Source organism: Candidatus Micropelagos thuwalensis, from assembly GCF_000469155.1.
GTDB lineage: Bacteria > Pseudomonadota > Alphaproteobacteria > RS24 > RS24 > Micropelagius > Micropelagius thuwalensis.
This window is the reverse complement of record NZ_AWXE01000001.1, coordinates 103,896-123,981: the sequence shown is the minus strand read 5'-3', so window position 1 is coordinate 123,981 and position 20,086 is coordinate 103,896. Positions and strand designations below refer to the sequence as shown.

19 protein-coding genes are annotated in these 20,086 nt (G+C 46.3%); 13 read left to right on the top strand and 6 right to left on the bottom strand.

The window, feature by feature from the left end; all coding sequences use genetic code 11:
- Position 1 precedes the first annotated feature (1 nt).
- Together RS24_RS00630 and RS24_RS00625 are read right to left on the bottom strand one after the other, a co-directional pair.
- Positions 2-829 (bottom strand): SDR family NAD(P)-dependent oxidoreductase, encoded by an 828-nt coding sequence (locus RS24_RS00630; RefSeq protein ID WP_021776236.1) that lies wholly within the window; start codon positions 827-829, stop codon positions 2-4.
- A 31-nt stretch (positions 830-860) separates the two neighbouring features.
- Positions 861-1,625, bottom strand: a complete 765-nt coding sequence (locus RS24_RS00625; protein ID WP_021776235.1) for an SDR family NAD(P)-dependent oxidoreductase — start codon at positions 1,623-1,625, stop codon at positions 861-863.
- 146 nt (positions 1,626-1,771) lie between these two features.
- On the opposite strand from RS24_RS00625, the gene RS24_RS00620 reads away from it, so the two are divergent.
- The 5 genes from RS24_RS00620 (at position 1,772) to RS24_RS00600 (ending at position 6,573) form a co-directional block, all read left to right on the top strand.
- On the top strand, positions 1,772-3,472 hold the full coding sequence (locus tag RS24_RS00620) for a class I adenylate-forming enzyme family protein (RefSeq protein ID WP_021776234.1): 1,701 nt from the start codon (positions 1,772-1,774) through the stop codon (positions 3,470-3,472).
- A gap of 3 nt (positions 3,473-3,475) precedes the next feature.
- Entirely contained in the window at positions 3,476-4,342 is an 867-nt protein-coding gene (locus RS24_RS00615; RefSeq protein ID WP_021776233.1) for an amidohydrolase family protein, read from the top strand.
- An 11-nt stretch (positions 4,343-4,353) separates the two neighbouring features.
- Positions 4,354-5,484, top strand: coding sequence for an aromatic ring-hydroxylating oxygenase subunit alpha (locus RS24_RS00610; RefSeq protein WP_021776232.1), 1,131 nt, complete (start codon positions 4,354-4,356; stop codon positions 5,482-5,484).
- A 113-nt stretch (positions 5,485-5,597) separates the two neighbouring features.
- Positions 5,598-6,062: an Lrp/AsnC family transcriptional regulator gene (locus RS24_RS00605; protein ID WP_021776231.1), complete on the top strand. Its 465-nt coding sequence runs from the start codon at positions 5,598-5,600 to the stop codon at positions 6,060-6,062.
- A gap of 19 nt (positions 6,063-6,081) precedes the next feature.
- Positions 6,082-6,573, top strand: a complete 492-nt coding sequence (locus RS24_RS00600) for an Lrp/AsnC family transcriptional regulator (RefSeq protein WP_021776230.1) — start codon at positions 6,082-6,084, stop codon at positions 6,571-6,573.
- 6 nt (positions 6,574-6,579) lie between these two features.
- Here RS24_RS00600 and RS24_RS00595 read toward each other — a convergent pair whose 3' ends face one another.
- Together RS24_RS00595 and RS24_RS00590 are read right to left on the bottom strand one after the other, a co-directional pair.
- Positions 6,580-7,365: a glucose 1-dehydrogenase gene (locus RS24_RS00595; protein ID WP_021776229.1), complete on the bottom strand. Its 786-nt coding sequence runs from the start codon at positions 7,363-7,365 to the stop codon at positions 6,580-6,582.
- A gap of 24 nt (positions 7,366-7,389) precedes the next feature.
- Entirely contained in the window at positions 7,390-9,087 is a 1,698-nt protein-coding gene (locus RS24_RS00590) for an FAD-binding protein (protein ID WP_021776228.1), read from the bottom strand.
- A gap of 170 nt (positions 9,088-9,257) precedes the next feature.
- Here RS24_RS00590 and RS24_RS00585 point away from each other — a divergent pair, with 170 nt between their 5' ends.
- From RS24_RS00585 to RS24_RS00575, 3 genes are read left to right on the top strand one after another with little or no spacing between them, the layout of a single operon-like run.
- Positions 9,258-10,136 carry an SDR family NAD(P)-dependent oxidoreductase gene (locus tag RS24_RS00585; RefSeq protein ID WP_021776227.1) on the top strand — a complete coding sequence of 293 codons (879 nt, stop codon included), beginning with the start codon at positions 9,258-9,260 and terminating at the stop codon, positions 10,134-10,136.
- A 9-nt stretch (positions 10,137-10,145) separates the two neighbouring features.
- On the top strand, positions 10,146-11,900 hold the full coding sequence (locus RS24_RS00580) for an amidohydrolase (RefSeq protein WP_157833773.1): 1,755 nt from the start codon (positions 10,146-10,148) through the stop codon (positions 11,898-11,900).
- 20 nt (positions 11,901-11,920) lie between these two features.
- Complete coding sequence (locus tag RS24_RS00575) at positions 11,921-12,679, top strand: SDR family NAD(P)-dependent oxidoreductase (RefSeq protein WP_021776225.1); 759 nt, start codon at positions 11,921-11,923, stop codon at positions 12,677-12,679.
- A 5-nt stretch (positions 12,680-12,684) separates the two neighbouring features.
- On the opposite strand, the gene RS24_RS00570 is transcribed toward RS24_RS00575, so the two are convergent.
- Positions 12,685-13,638, bottom strand: coding sequence for a flavin reductase (locus RS24_RS00570; protein WP_021776224.1), 954 nt, complete (start codon positions 13,636-13,638; stop codon positions 12,685-12,687).
- A gap of 135 nt (positions 13,639-13,773) precedes the next feature.
- Between RS24_RS00570 and RS24_RS00565 the strand changes: the two genes are divergently transcribed.
- Both RS24_RS00565 and RS24_RS00560 read left to right on the top strand, forming a co-directional pair.
- On the top strand, positions 13,774-14,406 hold the full coding sequence (locus RS24_RS00565) for a nuclear transport factor 2 family protein (RefSeq protein WP_021776223.1): 633 nt from the start codon (positions 13,774-13,776) through the stop codon (positions 14,404-14,406).
- A 28-nt stretch (positions 14,407-14,434) separates the two neighbouring features.
- A complete protein-coding gene (locus RS24_RS00560) occupies positions 14,435-15,499 on the top strand; it encodes an alkene reductase (RefSeq protein ID WP_021776222.1) in 1,065 nt (354 codons plus the stop codon).
- 23 nt (positions 15,500-15,522) lie between these two features.
- Here the strand turns inward: RS24_RS00560 and RS24_RS00555 are convergent, their stop codons facing one another.
- Positions 15,523-16,299, bottom strand: a complete 777-nt coding sequence (locus RS24_RS00555) for an SDR family oxidoreductase (protein ID WP_021776221.1) — start codon at positions 16,297-16,299, stop codon at positions 15,523-15,525.
- Positions 16,300-16,395: 96 nt separating this feature from the next.
- On the opposite strand from RS24_RS00555, the gene RS24_RS00550 reads away from it, so the two are divergent.
- The 3 genes from RS24_RS00550 (at position 16,396) to RS24_RS00540 (ending at position 20,064) form a co-directional block, all read left to right on the top strand.
- Positions 16,396-17,925: an AMP-binding protein gene (locus RS24_RS00550; RefSeq protein WP_021776220.1), complete on the top strand. Its 1,530-nt coding sequence runs from the start codon at positions 16,396-16,398 to the stop codon at positions 17,923-17,925.
- Positions 17,926-18,061: 136 nt separating this feature from the next.
- A complete protein-coding gene (locus RS24_RS00545; protein WP_021776219.1) occupies positions 18,062-19,231 on the top strand; it encodes an acyl-CoA dehydrogenase family protein in 1,170 nt (389 codons plus the stop codon).
- A complete protein-coding gene (locus tag RS24_RS00540; protein ID WP_021776218.1) occupies positions 19,231-20,064 on the top strand; it encodes an alpha/beta fold hydrolase in 834 nt (277 codons plus the stop codon). Before RS24_RS00545 ends, RS24_RS00540 begins: the two co-directional genes overlap by 1 nt.
- Positions 20,065-20,086 lie beyond the last annotated feature (22 nt).

Genomic DNA, 20,086 nt, shown 5'->3' with positions numbered 1-20,086 from the left:
CTTAGAAGTAGTAAGAACCACCATTGGCTACCAGAACACTACCAGTTACAAATGATGCATCTTCGCTCATCAAATACGCTACAGCTGAAGCAACTTCATCTGGCCGCGCCATACGCCCAAGCGGAATCGCACTTTCCATATCTGCAATCCATTGCTCAGGAATGCCTTGCATAATTGGCGTATTTGTTGGCCCGGGTGCCACGGCATTAACCCGAATATTTCGACCTGCAAGTTCTCGCGCAAGCTGCCGGGTTAAACCGATAACAGCTGTTTTTGAAGTCACATAATGCGGTGACCCTTCACCGGATTGCGCTGAGGTCGACGACACATTCACAATTGAACCACCACAATCATCTTCAGCCATTATGCGCACAACTTCGCGGCAAACATAGAATGTGCCATTAAGGTTAACACCCAACACACCGGCCCAGCCGTCATCACCCATATGAATGAGATGATCAACATGCGTTGTCGGCTCGTGTCCAGATGTGATTTCTTCTGTGCGCTTGCCCATAGCTTCATAAAATTTGTCAGATCCATCTCCCGGCGCCTGACCGATACCGGCATTATTGACCGCCATATCAAGCCGCCCGAATGTTTCACGTGCCTGTCTGATAGAAGCAATGACCGAAGCACTATCGGCAACATTGGTTTGCAATGCGAGATGATTTGCAGGCGTATCAAGCCCCTCAACAACTTCTTTCGCATTATCTGGATTCATATCCAAAACGGCAACCCGCGCACCTTCTGCGGCAAGTCTTTCTACAACTGCACGACCAATTCCTTGCCCGCCCCCAGTTACAATAGCAGCTTGACCTTCTAGCTTCATTTTAATCTCCTAAACAATTGATTTTAAACAATTAACCTTGGTTTACAGCAAGCTCATTTGCTTTGCCGCCATCCACAGGAATATTCGCGCCCGTCACATAGGAGGACATATCTGAGGCTAAAAACAGAACCACATTGGCAACCTCTTCAGGCATGCCCATGCGCTGCATCGGAATACCTGCGGCAATAGCTTCACCTGCCTTTGGGTCGGACTGAATAAATGCCTCAGTGCCGGGTGTCATAATCGGCCCGGGCGTGACAGCATTGACCCGAATATTCTGCCCGGCAGTTTCCATGGAGGCGAGACGGGTGAGATGCAAGAGCGCGGCTTTTGAAGAAGAATAACCCGCCATGCCCGGCATAGCGCGGTCACCATTAATGGAAGAAATATTGATGATTGACCCGCCATTATCTGACATGGCCTTAATTGCAGCCTGCATGCCGGCATAGGTTGCATCGACATTCACTCTGAAATTTTCACGAAAATCCTCAAGGCTGGCGTCAGCAACAGAACCAAACCCCACATGGGCGGCATTATTTACCAAAATATCTAATCCATTGGAGGAAGCCACATCTCCAATCATGGCAGCGAAGCTATCCGTATCGGCAACATCTTGAACCCGCGTTTCAACTGATCCACCAGCGGCTCTAATATCCTCGGCAACAGACTCCAGTTTTTCTGCATTTCTGGCGCAAATAACAACATGCGCGCCCTCGCTCGCCAGTTTTGCTGCAATGGCTCGCCCAATTCCATCACTACCGCCTGTAATGATACTTGTTTTTCCAGTTAAACTCACAACACCCTCCTATTTTTCTTGGTATTACCTGAAATTCGTAGAATAGATACCCTTATATTACGCAAACAATATTTTTTGATGTATTGAAATATGCTAATGCGTAATTTATACTCCCCTAGATTAAACAGATAAGCATATTTTTTTAAATGAGTAAAACAAAAGAAATCGATCCTGTTCTCACCAAGCTTATGTCTCCAGGGGCGCCATTTGAAGTGGTGGAAAAAACCCATTCGGGACGGTCATTGCGTGTGTTTAGCCAGTCGCCGGAAAGTGTCTGTGCGATTTTCAATGCCGCACGCACGCATGGTGATAAAGAATTCATAATTCATAATGATGCGCGTATCACCTATACAGAATTTTTCAGAAGAGCTGATGCACTTTCAGCCTGGCTGGTTACTGAAAAAGAGCTATTGAAAGGTCAATCCGTTGCCATAAATATGAAAAATTGCCCCGAATGGATGATTGCTTATGTCGGCATTGTTCAAGCCGGCGGCGTCGCTGTCCTTATTAATAGCCGCAATGACACCGAAAGCATGATGGCAGCCCTTAAAGATAGCGACAGCGTTTTTGTTATCGCAGACGAAAAAAGACTCACGAAACTAAGAGATTCTGGATGCGACCTTCCCGCTTTGGTTTCAGCCCCCGATAGCCAGTTTGCGTCGGACAAGAATAGCACCCTATTTGACAGTGTGCTGACTCATGCCCCGATGACTACACCCGTCAATCTAACGCAAACCGATAATGCATCCATGCTGTTCACCTCCGGCACTACGGGAAGAGCAAAGGCGGCGATTTTGAGTCATCTCAATGTGATTTCAAGTGTGATGAATACCGAAATGGCGATGGAAACCATTATTCACAGACTTGCCGACCAGTATGATACGGCTGTTGAAGTCATTAAAGAACACATGCCGCCGCCATGCGGCCTTCTGATATATCCGCTTTTCCATGTGAGTGGTCTCACGAGTGTTTTTCTGACAAACATGACCATTGGTGGCAAAATTGTAGTGATGGACAGGTGGGATGCAAAACAGGCGCTCGCACTTGTGGAAAAGGAAAAAATCACCGCCTTAAGCGGCGTGCCTGCTACCCATTGGGATATGTTAAATGCGGTCAAAGAAACCGAATATGATTTGTCATCATTAAATTCTGTATCCAATGGCGGACAGGCAGCCACACAAAATCTTTTAAAAAATATTTCCGAAACCTACCCGAATGCGCAGCTAGGGGCAGGTTATGGCATGACCGAAACCACCGGTGCGGTATCACAGGCCAATGGTGAAGCTTTCATGCGCGCACCACAGAGCGCAGGTCTCGTTTTACCGATGGTCGATATGAAAATTATTGGTGATGACGGCAATGAAACGCCTCTGGGCGAAGCCGGTGAAATTTGTATTCGCGGCGCCACCGTGATGCAGGGTTATTATAACCGCCCCGAAGATACAGCAAAAGTCATGAAAGATGGCTGGATGCATACCGGCGATGTCGGTTATCTGGATGAGGAAAGTTATCTCTATATCGTCGACCGCAAGACCGATATGATTATTTCAGGCGGCGAGAATATCTACTGTGCCGAAATCGAACAGACACTGGGTCAACATGAAGCGATTAAAGAGATTGCCGCTTTTGGTGTTCATGATGACAGGCTCGGAGAGAAGTTGATTGTTGCTTTATCACTCAACATGCCGACTGAAACTGAGCAACTTGATACTTATGCGCGCGAGAAACTCGCAGATTATAAAGTGCCGCATGCCTATATTATTACAGATGAATTTAACTACACCGCCACCGGTAAAATAGAAAAACACAAATTAAGAAAGGCTTTTCTGGACGCGGAAAAGAATTAGTGCATGTCTTACCCTAAAGATATCGGAATAATAGATACCATGCTCGGTATTCCCAGCCGGGAAGATCGGCAGGATTGGTATGAGAGCTTTAAACCGCTTCTAAAAGATGAAGAGAGCCGCCAGTTATTCAGCATGCCGGCGCAATATATGTTTAAGGATATTCCTGAAACCAATAATGTCGATGACTTCGTAAAATGGACGGTTGACCATTTGGATCGTCATAACATTGAAACGGCATTGGTAGGTTTTAACCCTGACGGTACGAGCGAAGCGGCAGCAAAAAATTTTCCTGGAAGATTTGCTTTTGAAGCGCCAGCAGACCCGAATGGCGGCATGGCAGAAGTCCGACGCCTTAAGGCATTAAAAGAAGAGCATGACATTAAAGCTGTATCAGTATTTCCTGCGGGGACATGCCCACAGATTGCAATAAATGACCGCGAAATGTATCCGATTTATGCCGCCTGTGTTGAAATGGATGTGCCGATAATTCTCAATGTCGGTGTGCCGGGCCCGCGTATCCCGTTACAGACGCAAAAAGTCGAGCATTTAGATGATGTTTGCTGGTTCTTCCCCGAACTGAAGGTCGTCATGCGCCACGGCGCAGAGCCTTGGGAAGATTTGGCTGTTAAACTGATGTTAAAATATCCAAATCTTTATTATTCAACCAGCGCCTTCGCGCCGAAATATTACCCGCAAGCAATTATCGACTACGCCAATAAACGAGGCAGCGAAAAAATAATCTATGGCGGCTATTTCCCGATGGGATTGTCCCTGGACCGTATTTTTTCCGATATGGAAAATGTGCCATTCAATGAAAATGTCTGGCCAAAGTTTTTACGTGAAAACGCAAAACGCGTATTTAAAATCTGAAAGGAACCGATATGAGTGACATTAAGCAAGAAGATGCAAGAACAGCCCCAGTAGGTGTCTGGCAAGTACTGGAATCGCTCAGAGGGGAAGAACTCACCAAATGGCGAATGGCTGAACTGGATAATGTCTCCACCGTTGAAATGAGAAATCTCGATGTTCTGCCTTACCCATATGGCTGGTTTATGGCCTGCTATTCCGACGAATTGGCCATAGGAGAAGTGAAACCTCTTCAATATTTCGGACGCGATTTGGTTTTGTGGCGCGGTGAGGACGGGCAGCCAAGACTCATTGACGCCTATTGCCGCCACCTTGGCGCACATATGGGCTATGGCGGTAAAGTTGAAGGAAACGACCTCGTCTGCCCCTTCCATGCCTGGGCCTATAATGAACAAGGTTGCGTGACCAATGTGCCGTATGCGAAAAGACTTCCACCATCAGCAGCCAAGCCACCGGCGACACAATATCAGACATGCGAAGAAAACAAGGCTGTTTGGTTTTGGTATCACCCTTATGATGAAGCTCCGAAATGGGAAGTTGACCGCTTTGAAGAGATTTTTAATCCGGATTGGACCGAATTTGACAAACATGAGTGGATTGTCCGAGGCCCTATTCAAAATTTAGCCGAGAATGGGGTAGACGCCGCACATTTTAAATATGTCCACGGCACAGCAACATTTCCCGATTACAAAATGAATTTTGACGGACATAAACGCACTGCCACAGTTGAAGCAAAAATGGGGACGCCTAAAGGCGAAATTGACGGCAAAATTGCCTATGGCACAGTTGGCCCAGGCCAAAGCTGGACTAAATTTTCCGGGATTTCAGAAACCCTTTTGATTTCCGGTGTGACACCCATTGCCCCAGACCGCATCCATATCCGCTTTGCCTTTACCCAGCCAAAAGAAGAGGCAAACGGCCCGATGCAAGGTCTAGCAAAAGCTTTGAAAAAAGATATTTGCAAACAGCTTGATCAGGATAAGGTTGTCTGGGACAGACAAAAATATCTTAATCGTCCGATTATATGTGACGGTGACGGCCCTATTCCGGCATTCCGGAGTTATTTCTCGCAGTTTTACGCAGAATGGGAGAAGGAGGGCAAAAAAACTATCACCTCACTCGACGTGGACAAGAAATCAGATTAGTAAATTATTGAGTGCATCCAATAGAGTGAACCTATGTCCATCAAGCTGACATTTTCTGAGCATTACGGGTCAGTTCATCGCGATGATCTACATCTTTATAGAAAAACGTCATCATGACGGATAAAAAAATCAAGTTCAGCGAGCTGGACGAACGTATTGTTGAGATATTGAAAAAAGACGGGCGTGCAACCAATCAACGCATTGCGAGCAAACTCGATATATCCACCTCATTGGTCGCCTCGCGTATTCGCCGTATGGAACAAAATGGCCTTATGCGGCTCGTCACCGTCGCTGACTTTAGCGCTTTTGATTACAATGTTTTGCTACCCGTTGGCGTTGACGTGAAAGGCAGACCTGCAAATGAGGTTGCCGATGACATTGCTGCTCTTGATGAAGTCGCTTCGGTTCAACTTGTTACCGGCAAGCATGACATTGAAATTCTGGTGACGCTGCCAAACCTAGCTGCCATGGGCGACTTCATGCTGAACAAACTGTCTAATATTGACGGTGTGTTGAGCCTCGATCCAGCTTTTGCAGTCGACATCATAAAATATGAATTTGATGTTGCTCCGATATAGAAACTTGGGAAGATAAGCCATGGGTCAGAAAATCGACAATCTTGATCGCAACATCATCAAATTACTTTCCGGAAATGCCCGTCTAAGCAACCGGAAAATCGCAGCACAACTTGGCTTTACGGAGGGAACAATCCGTGAGCGCGTCAAACGTCTGGAAAAAGATAATTTTATCCGTTTCACAGCCGTCACCAGCATGGAGCATCAACCCCGCACCCAACTCGCCTATATCGGTGTTTATGCTGAACAAAAAAAGATTCAAGCTGTAGCATCAGAAATCGCTAATATACCTGATATTGGCGCCGTCATTATTTTGCTCGGGCGTTTTGATATTATGGCGATTGGCCTTTTTGACGGGCTGGAAAATTTTCAGAAAGTTGTCAATCAGTCCATACTTTCAATAGACGGCGTCAGACGCATCGAGACCAGCGCCGCCTCTGAAATTATCAAATACGACAATAAGGTGGCGAAAATCATCACCCCGCTTGAAGACTTTACACTCGAATATCGCTAAATCCGATTAGCCGAATTTGATATCCGGTGCACCTGGGTGTCCATAATAATAAAGACCTGCTGTGAGACCGCCATCTATTGCAAGCTCTGATCCCATGCAATAGCTGCCATCATCACTAGCGAAGAACAACACACCCTGAGCAATTTCTGTTGGGTCGCACGCACGCTGAGCCGCAAAGGTTACAAAGCGCTTATTATATTCCTCACGCTCCTCATTCATCGGATTGGCAAGCGGTGTGTCCACCCCGCCCGGGTGAATGGAGTTAACGCGAATATTTTCAAGTCCCAATTCCAGCGCCGCAGCTTTAGTAAAACCGCGCACACCCCACTTGGAAGCAATATAAGCAGCATGAGCATTTGATCCGATAAGACCATCTGTTGAGGAAATGTTTACAATTGATCCAGCACCACGTTTACGCATGGGCGGGATTACAGCCTGTGTTCCAATAATCGTACCGTACAAATTAACATCCAAAGTCTTCCGGACTTCTTCTGCTGTCAAATCAGCAACGTGATTAAAAGTGAGAATGCCAGCACAGTTGACCAAAATATCTACACCGCCAAATTGTGCCTCGGCAGTGGCCACAGCATCTGCCCAGCTTTCTTCTTGCGTCACATCCAGCTTTTTAAACACAACTTTGTCGCCAAGTTTATCCGCCAGTGCTTGGCCATCTGCTTCCAACACATCGCCGATGACAACATTCGCACCTTCTTGTGCGAAAAGCTCCACACAAGCACCACCAATTCCTCTGGAACCACCTGAAATAATTGCAGTTTTATCTTTTAGCTTCATAAATCTCTCCCTTTATAATTTGGTCTAGTGACCGGATATATGTTGCGCCGCCCTGCGCCCAGAAAAAATACAATCAGCGACTGACAACCCGCTGACATAATTCTTGGATGACACCCCAATCGCATTACGACCAGAAGCATAAAGCCCTTTGACCACATTGCTGTTATCATCCAATACCTGACCAGTCGCCTCATTAATTTTGAGGCCGCCAAGTGTTAACGCCGGACAAGGGAAAAGCTTGGCATCTAGGCTAATATCAATACCGTAAAATGGGCCAGTTATTTCGACCAAATCATCATCGGATTTTTCAAAAATATCACTGCCATTTTGCGCACGTGCCGCCTGATTATAAGTTTCAAGCTGATCTTTGAGAGCATCTGCAGGCAATGATAACTTTTCTGCCAGCCCTTCAATAGTTGACGCCTTTACAGCAGCAAACCATACATTCAGCCGCGCCAAATCACGTTGAAAGTTGAGGGCTTTGCCGCCACTGACTTCCTCAAGGGCAGCTTTAATGAGCTTCTTATCCAAAATAAGCCAAGCTTTGCCCTCCTGATTTTCAACCATCTCAACACCCAGTGTTGCGCCGTAAACCAATTCGTCGATGAATCTCTGTCCATGCTTATTAACAATAAAGCCGCGCCCGAATGAGAGAGGCGGGTTTATAAAACGCCAAGCAGAAATACAATCCATATTTTCTGCCTTACCACCGACAGACTGGCCGAGGCGAATGCCCGATCCATCATCCCCTTCGGTACCAAGCGGTAAGCTGGCATTATATTTCGGCGCATAATGGTTCAACATATCGGCATTATAAATAAAGCCGCCTGCTGAAAGCATAACGCCCATTTTAGCCTCTATCATTTTCTGGCTTCTTTTTGATTCCAAAATTTTAGCTTTTTCCAAAACAGCCATGGCACGTTTGGCGAAAAAATTATAACCGGGCAGAATTGGCGGCAAAACCATCAATAGACGCTCAGCACGTTTTTTGAGTTTTTGATATTTTTTCAAAAGTTTTTCATCGTCAAAATATAGCGCCACAACACCAAGAACTTCTTGATTGTCGTCCACAATAAGCTGTCTGACCTCATGGTAGGTTTCCAGCAACAGCCCTTTGTCGAGCGCGGATTGTTTCAACGGATTAAAAATGGCATAGCCGAGATTGGTTGCCTTACGGCCTTCTTCTATTGGCACATAAGCGCGATGACCCCGTGCGGCTGGGGTTGCGTGTTTACAGTAGCTTTTGGCGAGCGAGTTATCGCTATGATAGACAAAATATTCCGGCCCAGGATAAGAGGTCTTTTTGTGCCAGACTGTTGACCCAAACTCGACACCCTTTTCCTGCAACCAGTTGATCATTTCAGGGCTGGTATCACAAAAATCTCTTAACGTTTCATCTGAGACAATGTCCTCTGACTCCTGCTTGAGATAGTTGAACATATTATCAGCCGTGTCAGCAATATTGGCTTCTTTTTGAATTGACGTCCCCGCACCTGCATATACCACAGCGCCATTAATTGTTGTTGCGCCGCCTCCTGCAAATTTATCAAGTGCGATAACTGAAAGCCCGTTATCAAGACTTTGCAATGCTGTTGCCGCACCGGCACCACCGAACCCGACAACTACTAAGTCCTTCGACTCATCCCAGGACACCGCATCTCGACTGGAAACTTTGATCGGCGCTTCTACAGACGAAAACCAGTTTTGATTTGACTGATCCATACCCTCTCCCCGAAAAATTATGTTTATTATTCATCAAGCCTTGCAACCCTACACATAGATTATCCAGATAGAAAGAGCTTAAAATACCATATTCAAGGAAATGCATCGAAATGGTTGCAGAAGTTTTTCTCTCTGATAGTTTTATGCTTAATAAATAAAAGGAGGTTGTTGTGAGCAAACCACAAATCGCATTAGTTACTGGCGCAAGCAGAGGCGCAGGCAAAGGTATCGCCCTTGGTCTCGCTGAAAAAGGGATGACTGTTTATGTAACCGGACGCAGCACAGAAGTCGGATCTGCTAAAGGTTGGGACGGGGCAACACTTCCCGGCACCGTTTTAGAAACAGCTGAAGAAATTACAAAAGCAGGCGGTAAAGGGATTGCTGTTGTTTGTGATCACGCTGATGACGCACAAGTCGCTGCACTATTTGAGCAAATAAAAGAAGAGCAAGGACGTCTGGATATCCTTGTCAACAATGCAGCTTATATTCACCCTCAACTAATTGAACCCAAACCGTTTTATGAAAAAGGCCTTGACGCTCAATTCATTTTGGATGTCGGCCTGCGCTCAGCCTATGTTGCCTCATGGCATGCAGCCAAAATTATGGCTGAGCAGAAAAGTGGTCTGATTGTTTTCACCTCTTCGTTTGGTGCGAGTTGTTACATGCACGGCGCTGCTTACGGCGCACAAAAAGCCGGACTGGATAAATTTGCCCATGACATGGCTGTCGATCTTGAAGATGTGAATGTACAGACACTCTCAATCTGGATGGGGCCACTGGTAACGGAAAGAGCAATAATAGCTGCTGAAGTCCACCCTGAACAATATACGGAATTTATGGCGACAGCTGAAACACCTGAATTTATCGGACGTATTGTCTACGCAGTTGCCAATGACGATAAAGCTTCAGAAATTTCTGGGCACACGGTCATTTCTGCTGAAATCGCAAAAGATCGATATAATATTTCTGATCGTGAAGGTAAATTCCCACCTTCCTATCGTGAGATGTTAGGATCGCCGAATCCACCAAATCCTGCAAAAGTCTACTAGTCCGACATGATGCGTACCGGGAAGTACCCTGCAATTAGTTTTGTATTTTGTCTGCTGGGATCACTCGCACTCGTCGCATGCGACCAACCGGTGGCTATAAATGCTGAGCCGTTAAATGCTGACCGCATTTTCCATAATGCGCACATCCTCACCATGTCTTTCGAAAATGAGCATGATGAGATGACGATTGCAAATGCTGTCGCCATTAAAGATGGGCGCATTATCGCTGTCACTAACGATACCCCTAATTACCCAGATAATTGGGTCGGACAAAACACGCACATCACCAACCTTGATGGGCGCACATTGATGCCGGGTTTTGTGCAAAGCCATGCTCATTTTAATTTAATTGTACTGAAAAAAATGACGGTTAACCTTGCTCCACCGCCAGATGGCGGCGTGGCCAATCTCACCAACCTCAAAGACGCATTAAGTGCCGCGGCACAGAAAATACCAGCAGGCTACCCCATTATGGGCATTGGCTATGACGACACTGTGATGGAAGAAAAAAGGCATCCAACGCGAGCTGACTTAGATGCTGTCTCTACCGAGCATCCAATAATAATTATGCACATTTCCTTTCATCTTGCTGTGATGAATTCCAAGGCCCTTGAAATGGCAGGCATTAATGAGGACACACCTGACCCGGAGGGCGGACATATCCAACGAGAGGCTAACAGCAATCGTCCTAATGGTGTGCTGGAAGAAACCGCCATGAATGTGATTGGTAAAATGCTTCCCCAACCTTCTCCACAACAGGCATTCAAAACTTATGATATCGTCGTAAAGGATTTATTGGCATTGGGATACACAACTATTGTTGAACATGCCAGTGACATCGCAATGGAAAAAGGCTTTCAAGCCTATTTTGCATCCCGTGATGTCCCGGTTGATATGATCGCTTACCGCCGCGTTGTACCCGATACCGAACCCATCGCCGCGCAAATGGCCAACATGACACGTGAAGATGTTAACGGCTTTAAACTTGGTGGAATCAAAATTCTGCTGGACGGTTCTATTCAAGGCTATACCGGACATTTAAGCCAGCCCTATCATGTGCCCCCCTCTGGCAAAGACACAAGCTATCGCGGCTACCCGCATCTACCGGCTGAAAAATTTAACGATATGCTCATGCAAGCTTATGCCGCTGATATTCCGCTGCTGGTGCACACAAATGGCGACGCGGCGATAGATGTCCTTCTGGATGGACTTGAAAAAGCAAATAAAGCTCACCCTAACAACACCCTCCGCCCAGTCAGTATTCACGCTCAGACCATGCGGCAAGACCAACTGGACCGTGCGCAGGGCGTATCTTTGATCCCGTCTTTTTTTGTCGATCATGTTTATTTCTGGGGTGATAGACATAGAGAAATTTTTCTTGGTCCTGACCGAGCGGCACAAATCAGCCCTGCTGGATCCGCTGAAAACCGCCAGCTGATTTACACAATCCATGATGATGCGCCCGTCGTTTCAGCTGATCCGTTTAGAACTCTTTGGGTTGCTGTTGCACGCCTCACCAGTTCGGGAGAAAAACTCGGTGCCGAGGAGGCCATAACGCGCCAACAGGCTTTGAAAGCCCTCACATTGAATAGCGCCTATCAACATTACATTGAAACAGAGAAAGGCTCTATTGAGGTCGGCAAACGAGCTGATATGATTATTCTCGATAAAAACCCTCTCACCGTTCCCGAGGCCGATTTGCGACATATAAAAGTCTTGGAAACAGTGAAAGACGGTGAAACTGTTTACACATTGGAACGTTAGTAAATAAGCAGGAGTTTAAAATGTCTTCATTGAAAGGAAAAACCGCACTCATTACCGGTGGCGGTCAAGGTGTTGGCCTCGGCATTGCATTGGCGTTAGCGAATGAAGGTGTGAATGTTGCTTTACTTGGACGTACCATGGAGAAGCTTGAATCGAGCTGTGCCGCTGTGAGCGAAAGAGGTAGCCGTGCTCTGGCTGTTGCCTGCGACGTGACGGTTGATGCAGATTTACGCACGGGCGTTGATGCAACAATAGAAGAATTCGGGCGACTTGATATTCTCGTTAACAATGCACAGCTTGTTCCACTTGCCCCTATTAATGCGCTTACCGATGAAGCGTTTGAAGACGGATTTAAGTCAGGTCCACTCGCTGTGTTACGGATGATGAAATATTGCTATCCACACTTAAAAGCAGAGGGTGGGAATATTGTAAACCTCTTGTCGTCTGTCATGAAACGCTGGGATATGTCGGGTTATGGTGGCTATGCGGCTGTTAAATCTGCCATTCAGCAACTCACAAGAGCTGCCGCGTGCGAATGGGGGCCGGATGGCATTCGGGTCAATGGCATTATGCCCCATGCCAAATCCCCAGCACTTGCAAACTGGATTAACACCAACCCTGAAGAAGCTGAAGCTTTTCAGGCCTCTATACCCTTGAGACGCGTTGGCGAATGTGAAGAGGATATCGGTGCATTCGTGATGCTGATGTGCCGAGAAGAGTCGCGTTATTTATCTGGTCAAACTATTGCGCTCGATGGAGGGCAAGCTTTTGTTGGTTAAATTAATTACCAGAGTTCAGGAATTTCTGAGCCGGTAATATCAACAATCTTTTTCATAAAACGAACGACTGTGTCGATTTCGTCTTCAGAAAAATGTTTTGTAAGTTGTTCCTCCAGCGCTTTGGACTGCGCAAGGAGTTCGATAAACACGCCCTGCCCTGTCTCCGTCAGCGAAATGTCGCCGGTGTCATTACCTTCTTGACTGATAAGTTCTTTTCTGGCGAGCCGCTCAAAAATTTCATTGTCAGGAGCATGCCCTGTATGCGCCAGCCGATCAGAAATGACCTCAGGAGACAAACCACCATTCATGGATAAAAGTGAAAGGCAGAAAAATTCCTGATCACTGAGACCTTGCTCTATATAAGTTTGGCGAACGGGAAGCGACGTCTGGAAATGCGCTCTGGAAATAAGATAGAGCAAATAGTTTTCAGTAAACTTACCACTGTGTAAATCCACGACCTCATCGGCATCTTCTTTTTTCAATTTCGGACGCGCATCGGCATATTTACCGCCGTGAAATATCAGAACGGGCAGAGGGTTGGTCTGATATTCGACAACCTCACCGACAAAAATAATATGGTCTCCGCCCTCATATTGGTAATGAGTTTTACAGCGAAACAAAGCCGCATATTCATTTAGAAGTGGGAAACCCATATCACAGGTGCTGAAATCAATACCGTCAAATTTGTCACCTTGCGAGCTGGCGAAGCGGTTGGAAATATCAGTTTGATGCGCCGCGAGAATATGAACATTAAAGCCACCGGAATTTTCAAAGGCCGGCATTGATTTTGCGGTTTTTGACAACGACCACAATACAAGAGGTGGATCAAGGGACACTGAGTTAAAACTGCTGGCAGTCACACCAACAGGCACTTTATCTTCATCCGAGGTCGTGACAACTGTTACACCTGTTGCAAACTGCCCGAGAGCATTTCTTAGTTCTTTTTGATCTGTGGTCACGACAATACCTTTCAACAATTTTAATAATATTTAGGTCATTCTTCGCCTAAATGAAGCTCGAAACTGCATCAATTACTTTGTCATCGCAACCGAAATATGCTTTTTTAATTACCTCAAGCAGAAGGTGAACAATAAATGACCCTTGAAGACAGAATTGACCGTCTAGAGTCCATAGAAGAAATACGTCAGCTGGTCAGCAAATATTCTCTCTCCCTAGATATGCGAGACCTAGACGCCCATGTGAATTTATTTGCTGAAGATATTCGTGTCAGTCGGGACGCCACTGGGCGCGCCCATCTCAAACAGTGGCTAGATGATACATTGAGGCTTCAATTTACCGGCACATCTCATCATGTGGGTAATCACATTATTGAGTTTGACGACCCTGACCACGCTCATGGTGTGCTGTATTCCAAAAATGAACATGAAACACCCAGTGAAAGCGGTGATGAATGGGTCATTATGCAGATGCTATACTGGGATAATTATGAACGCATTGACGGGCGCTGGTATTTCCGACGACGTCTGCCCTGCTATTGGTATGCTACTGATTTAAATAAACCACCTATTGGGGAACAAAAAATGCGATGGCCTGACAGAGACACCTATGATGGTGCGTTTCATGATTTATTTCCTTCATGGGAAAAGTTTTGGAAAAATCCCCCTAAGGATGGCGTCACGCCTGAAGTCGCCACCCCCGCCCCATGGGGAGAGTTTCTAAAAACGATGCGGGCCGGACAACCAGACCCAAAAATCAAAGTGCGCTAATAATTAATAGTTAATAAAGGTAATACCAATGACACTTTTTGAACCACTTCGTCTTGGCGATATAGACCTGAACAACCGTATTGTGATGGCGCCAATGACCCGCAGTCGCGCCGGACAGAATGATGAACCAACACAGTTAACAGTTGATTATTATGCCCAAAGAGCGTCAGCAGGTTTGATTATTACCGAAGGGGTTTATCCGAGCTATGACGGGAAAGGTTATGTTCGCACGCCGGGCATTGTGTCTGCGGAACAAATCGCTGCCTGGGAAAAGGTTTGTCATAAAGTGCACGAAAATGATGGCAAAATCGTTATGCAAATCATGCATTGCGGACGCATTGCGGCGGCAGCAAATAAACCAGATTTTGCGCGCACACTTGCCCCGTCCCCAATACACGCAGCCGGTAAAATGTATACCGACACTGACGGTATGGTTGAGCATGATGTGCCGTTAGAAATGACATTAGAAGATATTGAGCAGACAATTAACGACTATGCTACCGCAGCCCAAAACGCCATTAATATAGGGTTTGACGGGGTTGAGTTACACGCCACCAGTGGCTACTTGCCAGCACAGTTTTTATCCACCGGCACCAATCAGCGTGAGGACGATTATGGTGGGTCTCTTGAAAACCGCTTAAAATTTACTTTGGATGTTCTGGACGCCATGATTAATCAGGTGGGTGCAGGACGAATAGGCATGCGTATTTGCCCCGGTAACGCATTCAATGATTTGCATGATGATGATCCAGAGCAAACTTTCGCGGCATTGCTGGATGCCGTCTCGCCAAAAAGTCTGGCCTATCTGCATGTTATCCGCATGAAACCAGAGATGAATGGCGGTATTGATAACATTGCGCTGGCGCAAAAACATTTCAATGGACAGCTTATTTTGAATGAAAGCTTCACTAAAGAGTCTGCACAAAAAATCATAGAAAGTGGTCAAGCAAGTGCAGTCTCATTTGGCAGGTTATTTATATCCAACCCCGACCTTGTGCGGCGGTTTGAGACCAACGCTCCCCTTGCTGAAATGAATCTCAGCACGCTCTACACACCCGGCGAAAAGGGATATACGGATTACCCGTTTCTCTGATTATTCAGGGTGAATACAAAATCTTATTTTTGTGCAGCAGCATCCTGCGTGATTTTAAGGAAACTTGGAGGCTCGCCACCACCAAATACTTCTAAACATGCGCCAGAGACATAGGCCGAGTCGGTATCTGCCAAAAATAAACAGGCATGGGCAATATCTTGAGGCTGACCCATTCGTTTCATGGGCAGATTATCGGCAAGATAGGCCATGCCTTTCTCACCCCCATAATGTGCTTCGGAAGCTTCAGTTTTCACCAGCCCGACTATAATCGCATTAACCCGCACGTCAGGAGCCCATTCCATCGCTAATGAGGTTGTGACATTTATCAGCCCAGCTTTTGCCGCGCCATAGGCGACAGTTCCCGGTGACGACCGTGTTGCCGAGACACTTGAAATATTGATGATGGAGCCATTTACATGATTTGCGCGCATATAATTATAAACGGCTTGTGACAAATAAATTGGCGCCAGCAAATTCAACTTAATAACTTTTTCGGTTAAGGACGGGCTGGCTTCAGCTGAGGCGACAGGTGGCCCTCCCCCCGCATTATTAATCAAGGTCGTAACCGGATGTCCAAAACTCGCAGCAAAATCAATAAGCTTTTCGGCATTTTCTGCCTCTCTTATATCGAGTTCTATGAAATGAATGCGTTCGGCAATCTCATGATCAAAGGCCTCTGGTGCGGAACGTCCGCAGATCGCAACATGGGCGCCAGCTTTGGCAAAAGCTGTTGTGATACCCCTGCCAATCCCCTTACCGCCACCTGTAACGATGATTGTTTGACCGTTTAAATCCTTCATGAAAGCCTCCAGTGTTGGTAAGTATTGCGTAATTTTACCCTCATGTCTAAGTTTAGTTGTTTTGATAAAAGCAGTGGCCAAATAGAAGGTAAAATCATGCAAACAATTCCTGGTGTTTTAAAACAAACAGTTCATAAAAATCCTGACCTTGCAGCCATTGTCGATAATGGCACGACCACCAGTTATCGCGATTTACAACATCAGGTTTTAAAAGTCGCGGCGGCCTTCCAAACCAAAGGATTAAGCAAAGGAGATAAATTTGCTATCTGGGCACCAAATTGTGCTGAGTGGATTGTCACCGCGCTTGCCGGTCAGACATTGGGGAGCGTGCTTGTAACTCTCAATACCCGCTATAAAGGGTCGGAGGCCGCAGATATCATCCGCCGATCCGGGTGTAAACTGCTGCTCACAGTTGATGGGTTTCTCGGCCTTGATTATCCATCTATGATTGAGGGCGAAGATCTTCCCGATTTGCAGGAAACTCTCATACTTAGAGATAAAGACGGAAATGACGGCTTTCAAAACCTTCTGGATTTTGCTGATGCGCCGCTCGCTGAGGAAGCGCTAGATTACATAGGGCCAGACGACCCTTCAGACATCATTTTTACTTCCGGAACGACGGGCCTCCCCAAAGGCGCTGTCACACATCACGGGCAAAATATCAGCGTCTTCGATGTTTTTACCAATGCGATTGATATGCAGCAAGGTGATCGATATCTGGTGGTAAACCCTTTCTTCCATAGTTTTGGTTATAAGGCTGGCTGGCTGAGTTGCCTTATCCGCGCCGCCACAATCTATCCGCTTGGCGTCTTTGACCCCGGTGATGTTTTAAGACGTATTGAAGAAGATAGAATTACAGTCATGCCGGGTGCGCCAACGATTTTCCAGACCATCATGGATCATCCCGATTTTGATAAAAGAGACTTGTCATCCCTGCGCCTTGCAACGACAGGCGCTACGGTAATTCCTGTCGATTTGATCCGGAAAATGCACGAAGTCATTGGCATTGATCACGTTTATTCTGCCTATGGCCTCACAGAAACTTGCGGCGTTGTTTCTTTATGCCGGAAGGGCGACGATTTTGAAACCATCGCAACAACGGTAGGGCGTCCTCTTCCTGAAACAGAAGTTATCTTGGTGGACGAAGATGGAAATCAGGTGGACACCGGCGAAGAAGGAGAAATCTGGGTACGTGGTTTCAATGCCATGCAGGGCTATCTTGATGCGCCCGAAGATACAGCGCATACCATAACATCAGACGGCTGGCTGAAAACCGGTGATGTCGGCACAATGGATGACAAAGGCTATCTTCGGATAACTGACAGAAAAAAAGACATGATTATTGTCGGGGGCTTCAACGCCTACCCCGCAGAAATTGAAAAATGGCTGATGCAGCACCCTGACGTGATTGATGCTGCTGTTATCGGGATGGCGGATGACCGTCTTGGCGAAGTACCGCAAGCCTTTATTATAGCCCGCACCCCAGACATTGACACAGAAGCCCTGATGACGTGGATTAAGGAAAGAATTTCTAATTTCAAAGTGCCGCGCAAAATAACCGTACTTGAAGATTTGCCGCGAAACGCCTCTGGTAAAGTTCAGAAGTTTTTATTTGAGGAAATGTAGGTATTTGGAAAATAAATTCTGCAAAAATGATATTTTTTGCATATTTTAAGTAAAAATTCGTAAAAAACTGTTTTATTTTTACGCATATTTGATATTCTCATCCTAACGTTACAAATTTTACCGGAGGATCTTTAAAATGAGTCAAGCAGCCTTGGAAACCGGCAATATGTCCAGCATAAATGTGGCTCCTGTTTTGAAACTAATTGAGAAGAATGCACCTGAAGGAAAAGAGAACAGACAAATACCCAACAGCAGCATTGAAGCACTTCGTGAGCAGGGCTTTTTCAGAATGCTCCTGCCCAAAAAATATGGTGGCTATGAATGCACACCTCAGGAGTTCTTTCGCTCCGCAATCGATATTGCCGAGCGTGATATGAGCACAGCTTGGGCGGGGGGCATCATCGCCGTTCATGCTTATCAACTCGCCATTATGCCGCCGCAAGCAGCTGAAGAGGTTTATGCTGATACCCCTGACACTCTCATTTCATCCTCCTACAATCCAGCAGGCGCCAAAGTGAAAACTGTCGATGGTGGCTTTGAACTCTCCGGACGCTGGGGGTGGAGTAGCGGTTCAGGCCATTGCTCATGGACCTTACTGGGTGGTGTCATCACTGATCATCCGGACGGTATTCACTATCGAACATTCCTGCTCCCACGCAGTGATTACGAAATTGAAGAAACTTGGTTTCCGATGGGACTCCACGCTACGGGTTCTAATGACATTGTGATTGACGAGCCTGTCTTTGTACCCGAACACAGAACCCACATTCAAATGGATGGCTTTAACTGCGTTCACCATCAAGAAAACCCAATGTATTCAATACCTTGGGCGCAACTTTTTATCCGTGTCGTATCCTCCCCTTCTATCGGGGCTGCAAAACATGCGCTTCGCTTATTCATTGAGAATGCCACATCTAGCTCCACTGACCCGACGCGCCTTGCCGGAGACCCGGATGTGACGGTTCGGGTGGCTAAAGCCGCAACACTGATTGACGAAACCGAAGCTATAATTTTCAGAAACTTTGACGAGATGCTCGACAAGGTGAATAAGGGCGAAGAAATTCCCATGATTGACCGCGTGAAATATCGTTATCAAGCCAGTCTCGTTATTGAACGTATGATGGAAGCGGTTGACCTGATTTTTGATGTTGCTGGTGGACGAAGTGTTTATGACGGGTCGCCTATTCAGTCCATATGGCATGACATCCATATCGCCCGCGCGCATGTTGCAAATAATCCAGTCGGTTTTGCCCGCAATTATGGTGGTATTCAACTATCTGGCGAGAGCACGGACTTGTTTGTCTAATGGCTGAATATCTCGCTAAACCGCCAGAGGGCCGTTTTGTCGAAGCCGGCCCCATCAAGATGCATGTTCTTGAATACGGGAATCCTGATGACCCCGCCGTGGTTTTTCTCCACGGATCAGGGCCTGGGAATTGTGGCTACGCAAACTTCAGCAAAAACGCGCAGGAATTTGCTGATGCAGGTTTTTATGTCGTCCTTCCTGACCTTATCGGTTTCGGTTATACCGATAAGCCGATTGACCTTGGTGATTACACGCTTGATTTATTCTGTGACACACTGAAGGCAGGATTAATCTCCCTTGGCATTTCTTCCTGTAGTTTTGTTGGTAATTCTCTGGGGGGTGGGATTGCTGTCCAGATCGCCCTGAATGACCCAAATTTTGTGGACAAACTTATTATGATGGGTCCCGGCTGTATTGAAGAACAGCAGGATTATTTCACAATGCCCGGCATCTCGAAAATGGTTGATGCGCTGAAAGACGGACTTACTGAGGAAACACTTCAAAAAGTTTTGAGAAACTTTGTTTTTGATGAGACGCTAATCACACCTGACCTGATTGCAATGCGTTGGTATATTGTGAAAGATCAACCAAAGGAAGTCATCACAACGATGAAGACGCCTAATCTTGGGCCTAGACTTCAGGAGTTGACCTGTCCAATCCTTACTTTCTGGGGAGCTGATGATTTATTCATGCCACCCCAAGGGAAACAGACCTGCCTTAGGGCAAATAATCAGTCGCGTCTCATTGAGGTAAATGCTTGTGGTCACTGGGTGATGATTGAACACCCGCGTATGTTTAACGCCACCGGCATTGACTTTTTGAAACATGGCTAGAAAATAAAAATCAAATAATCAA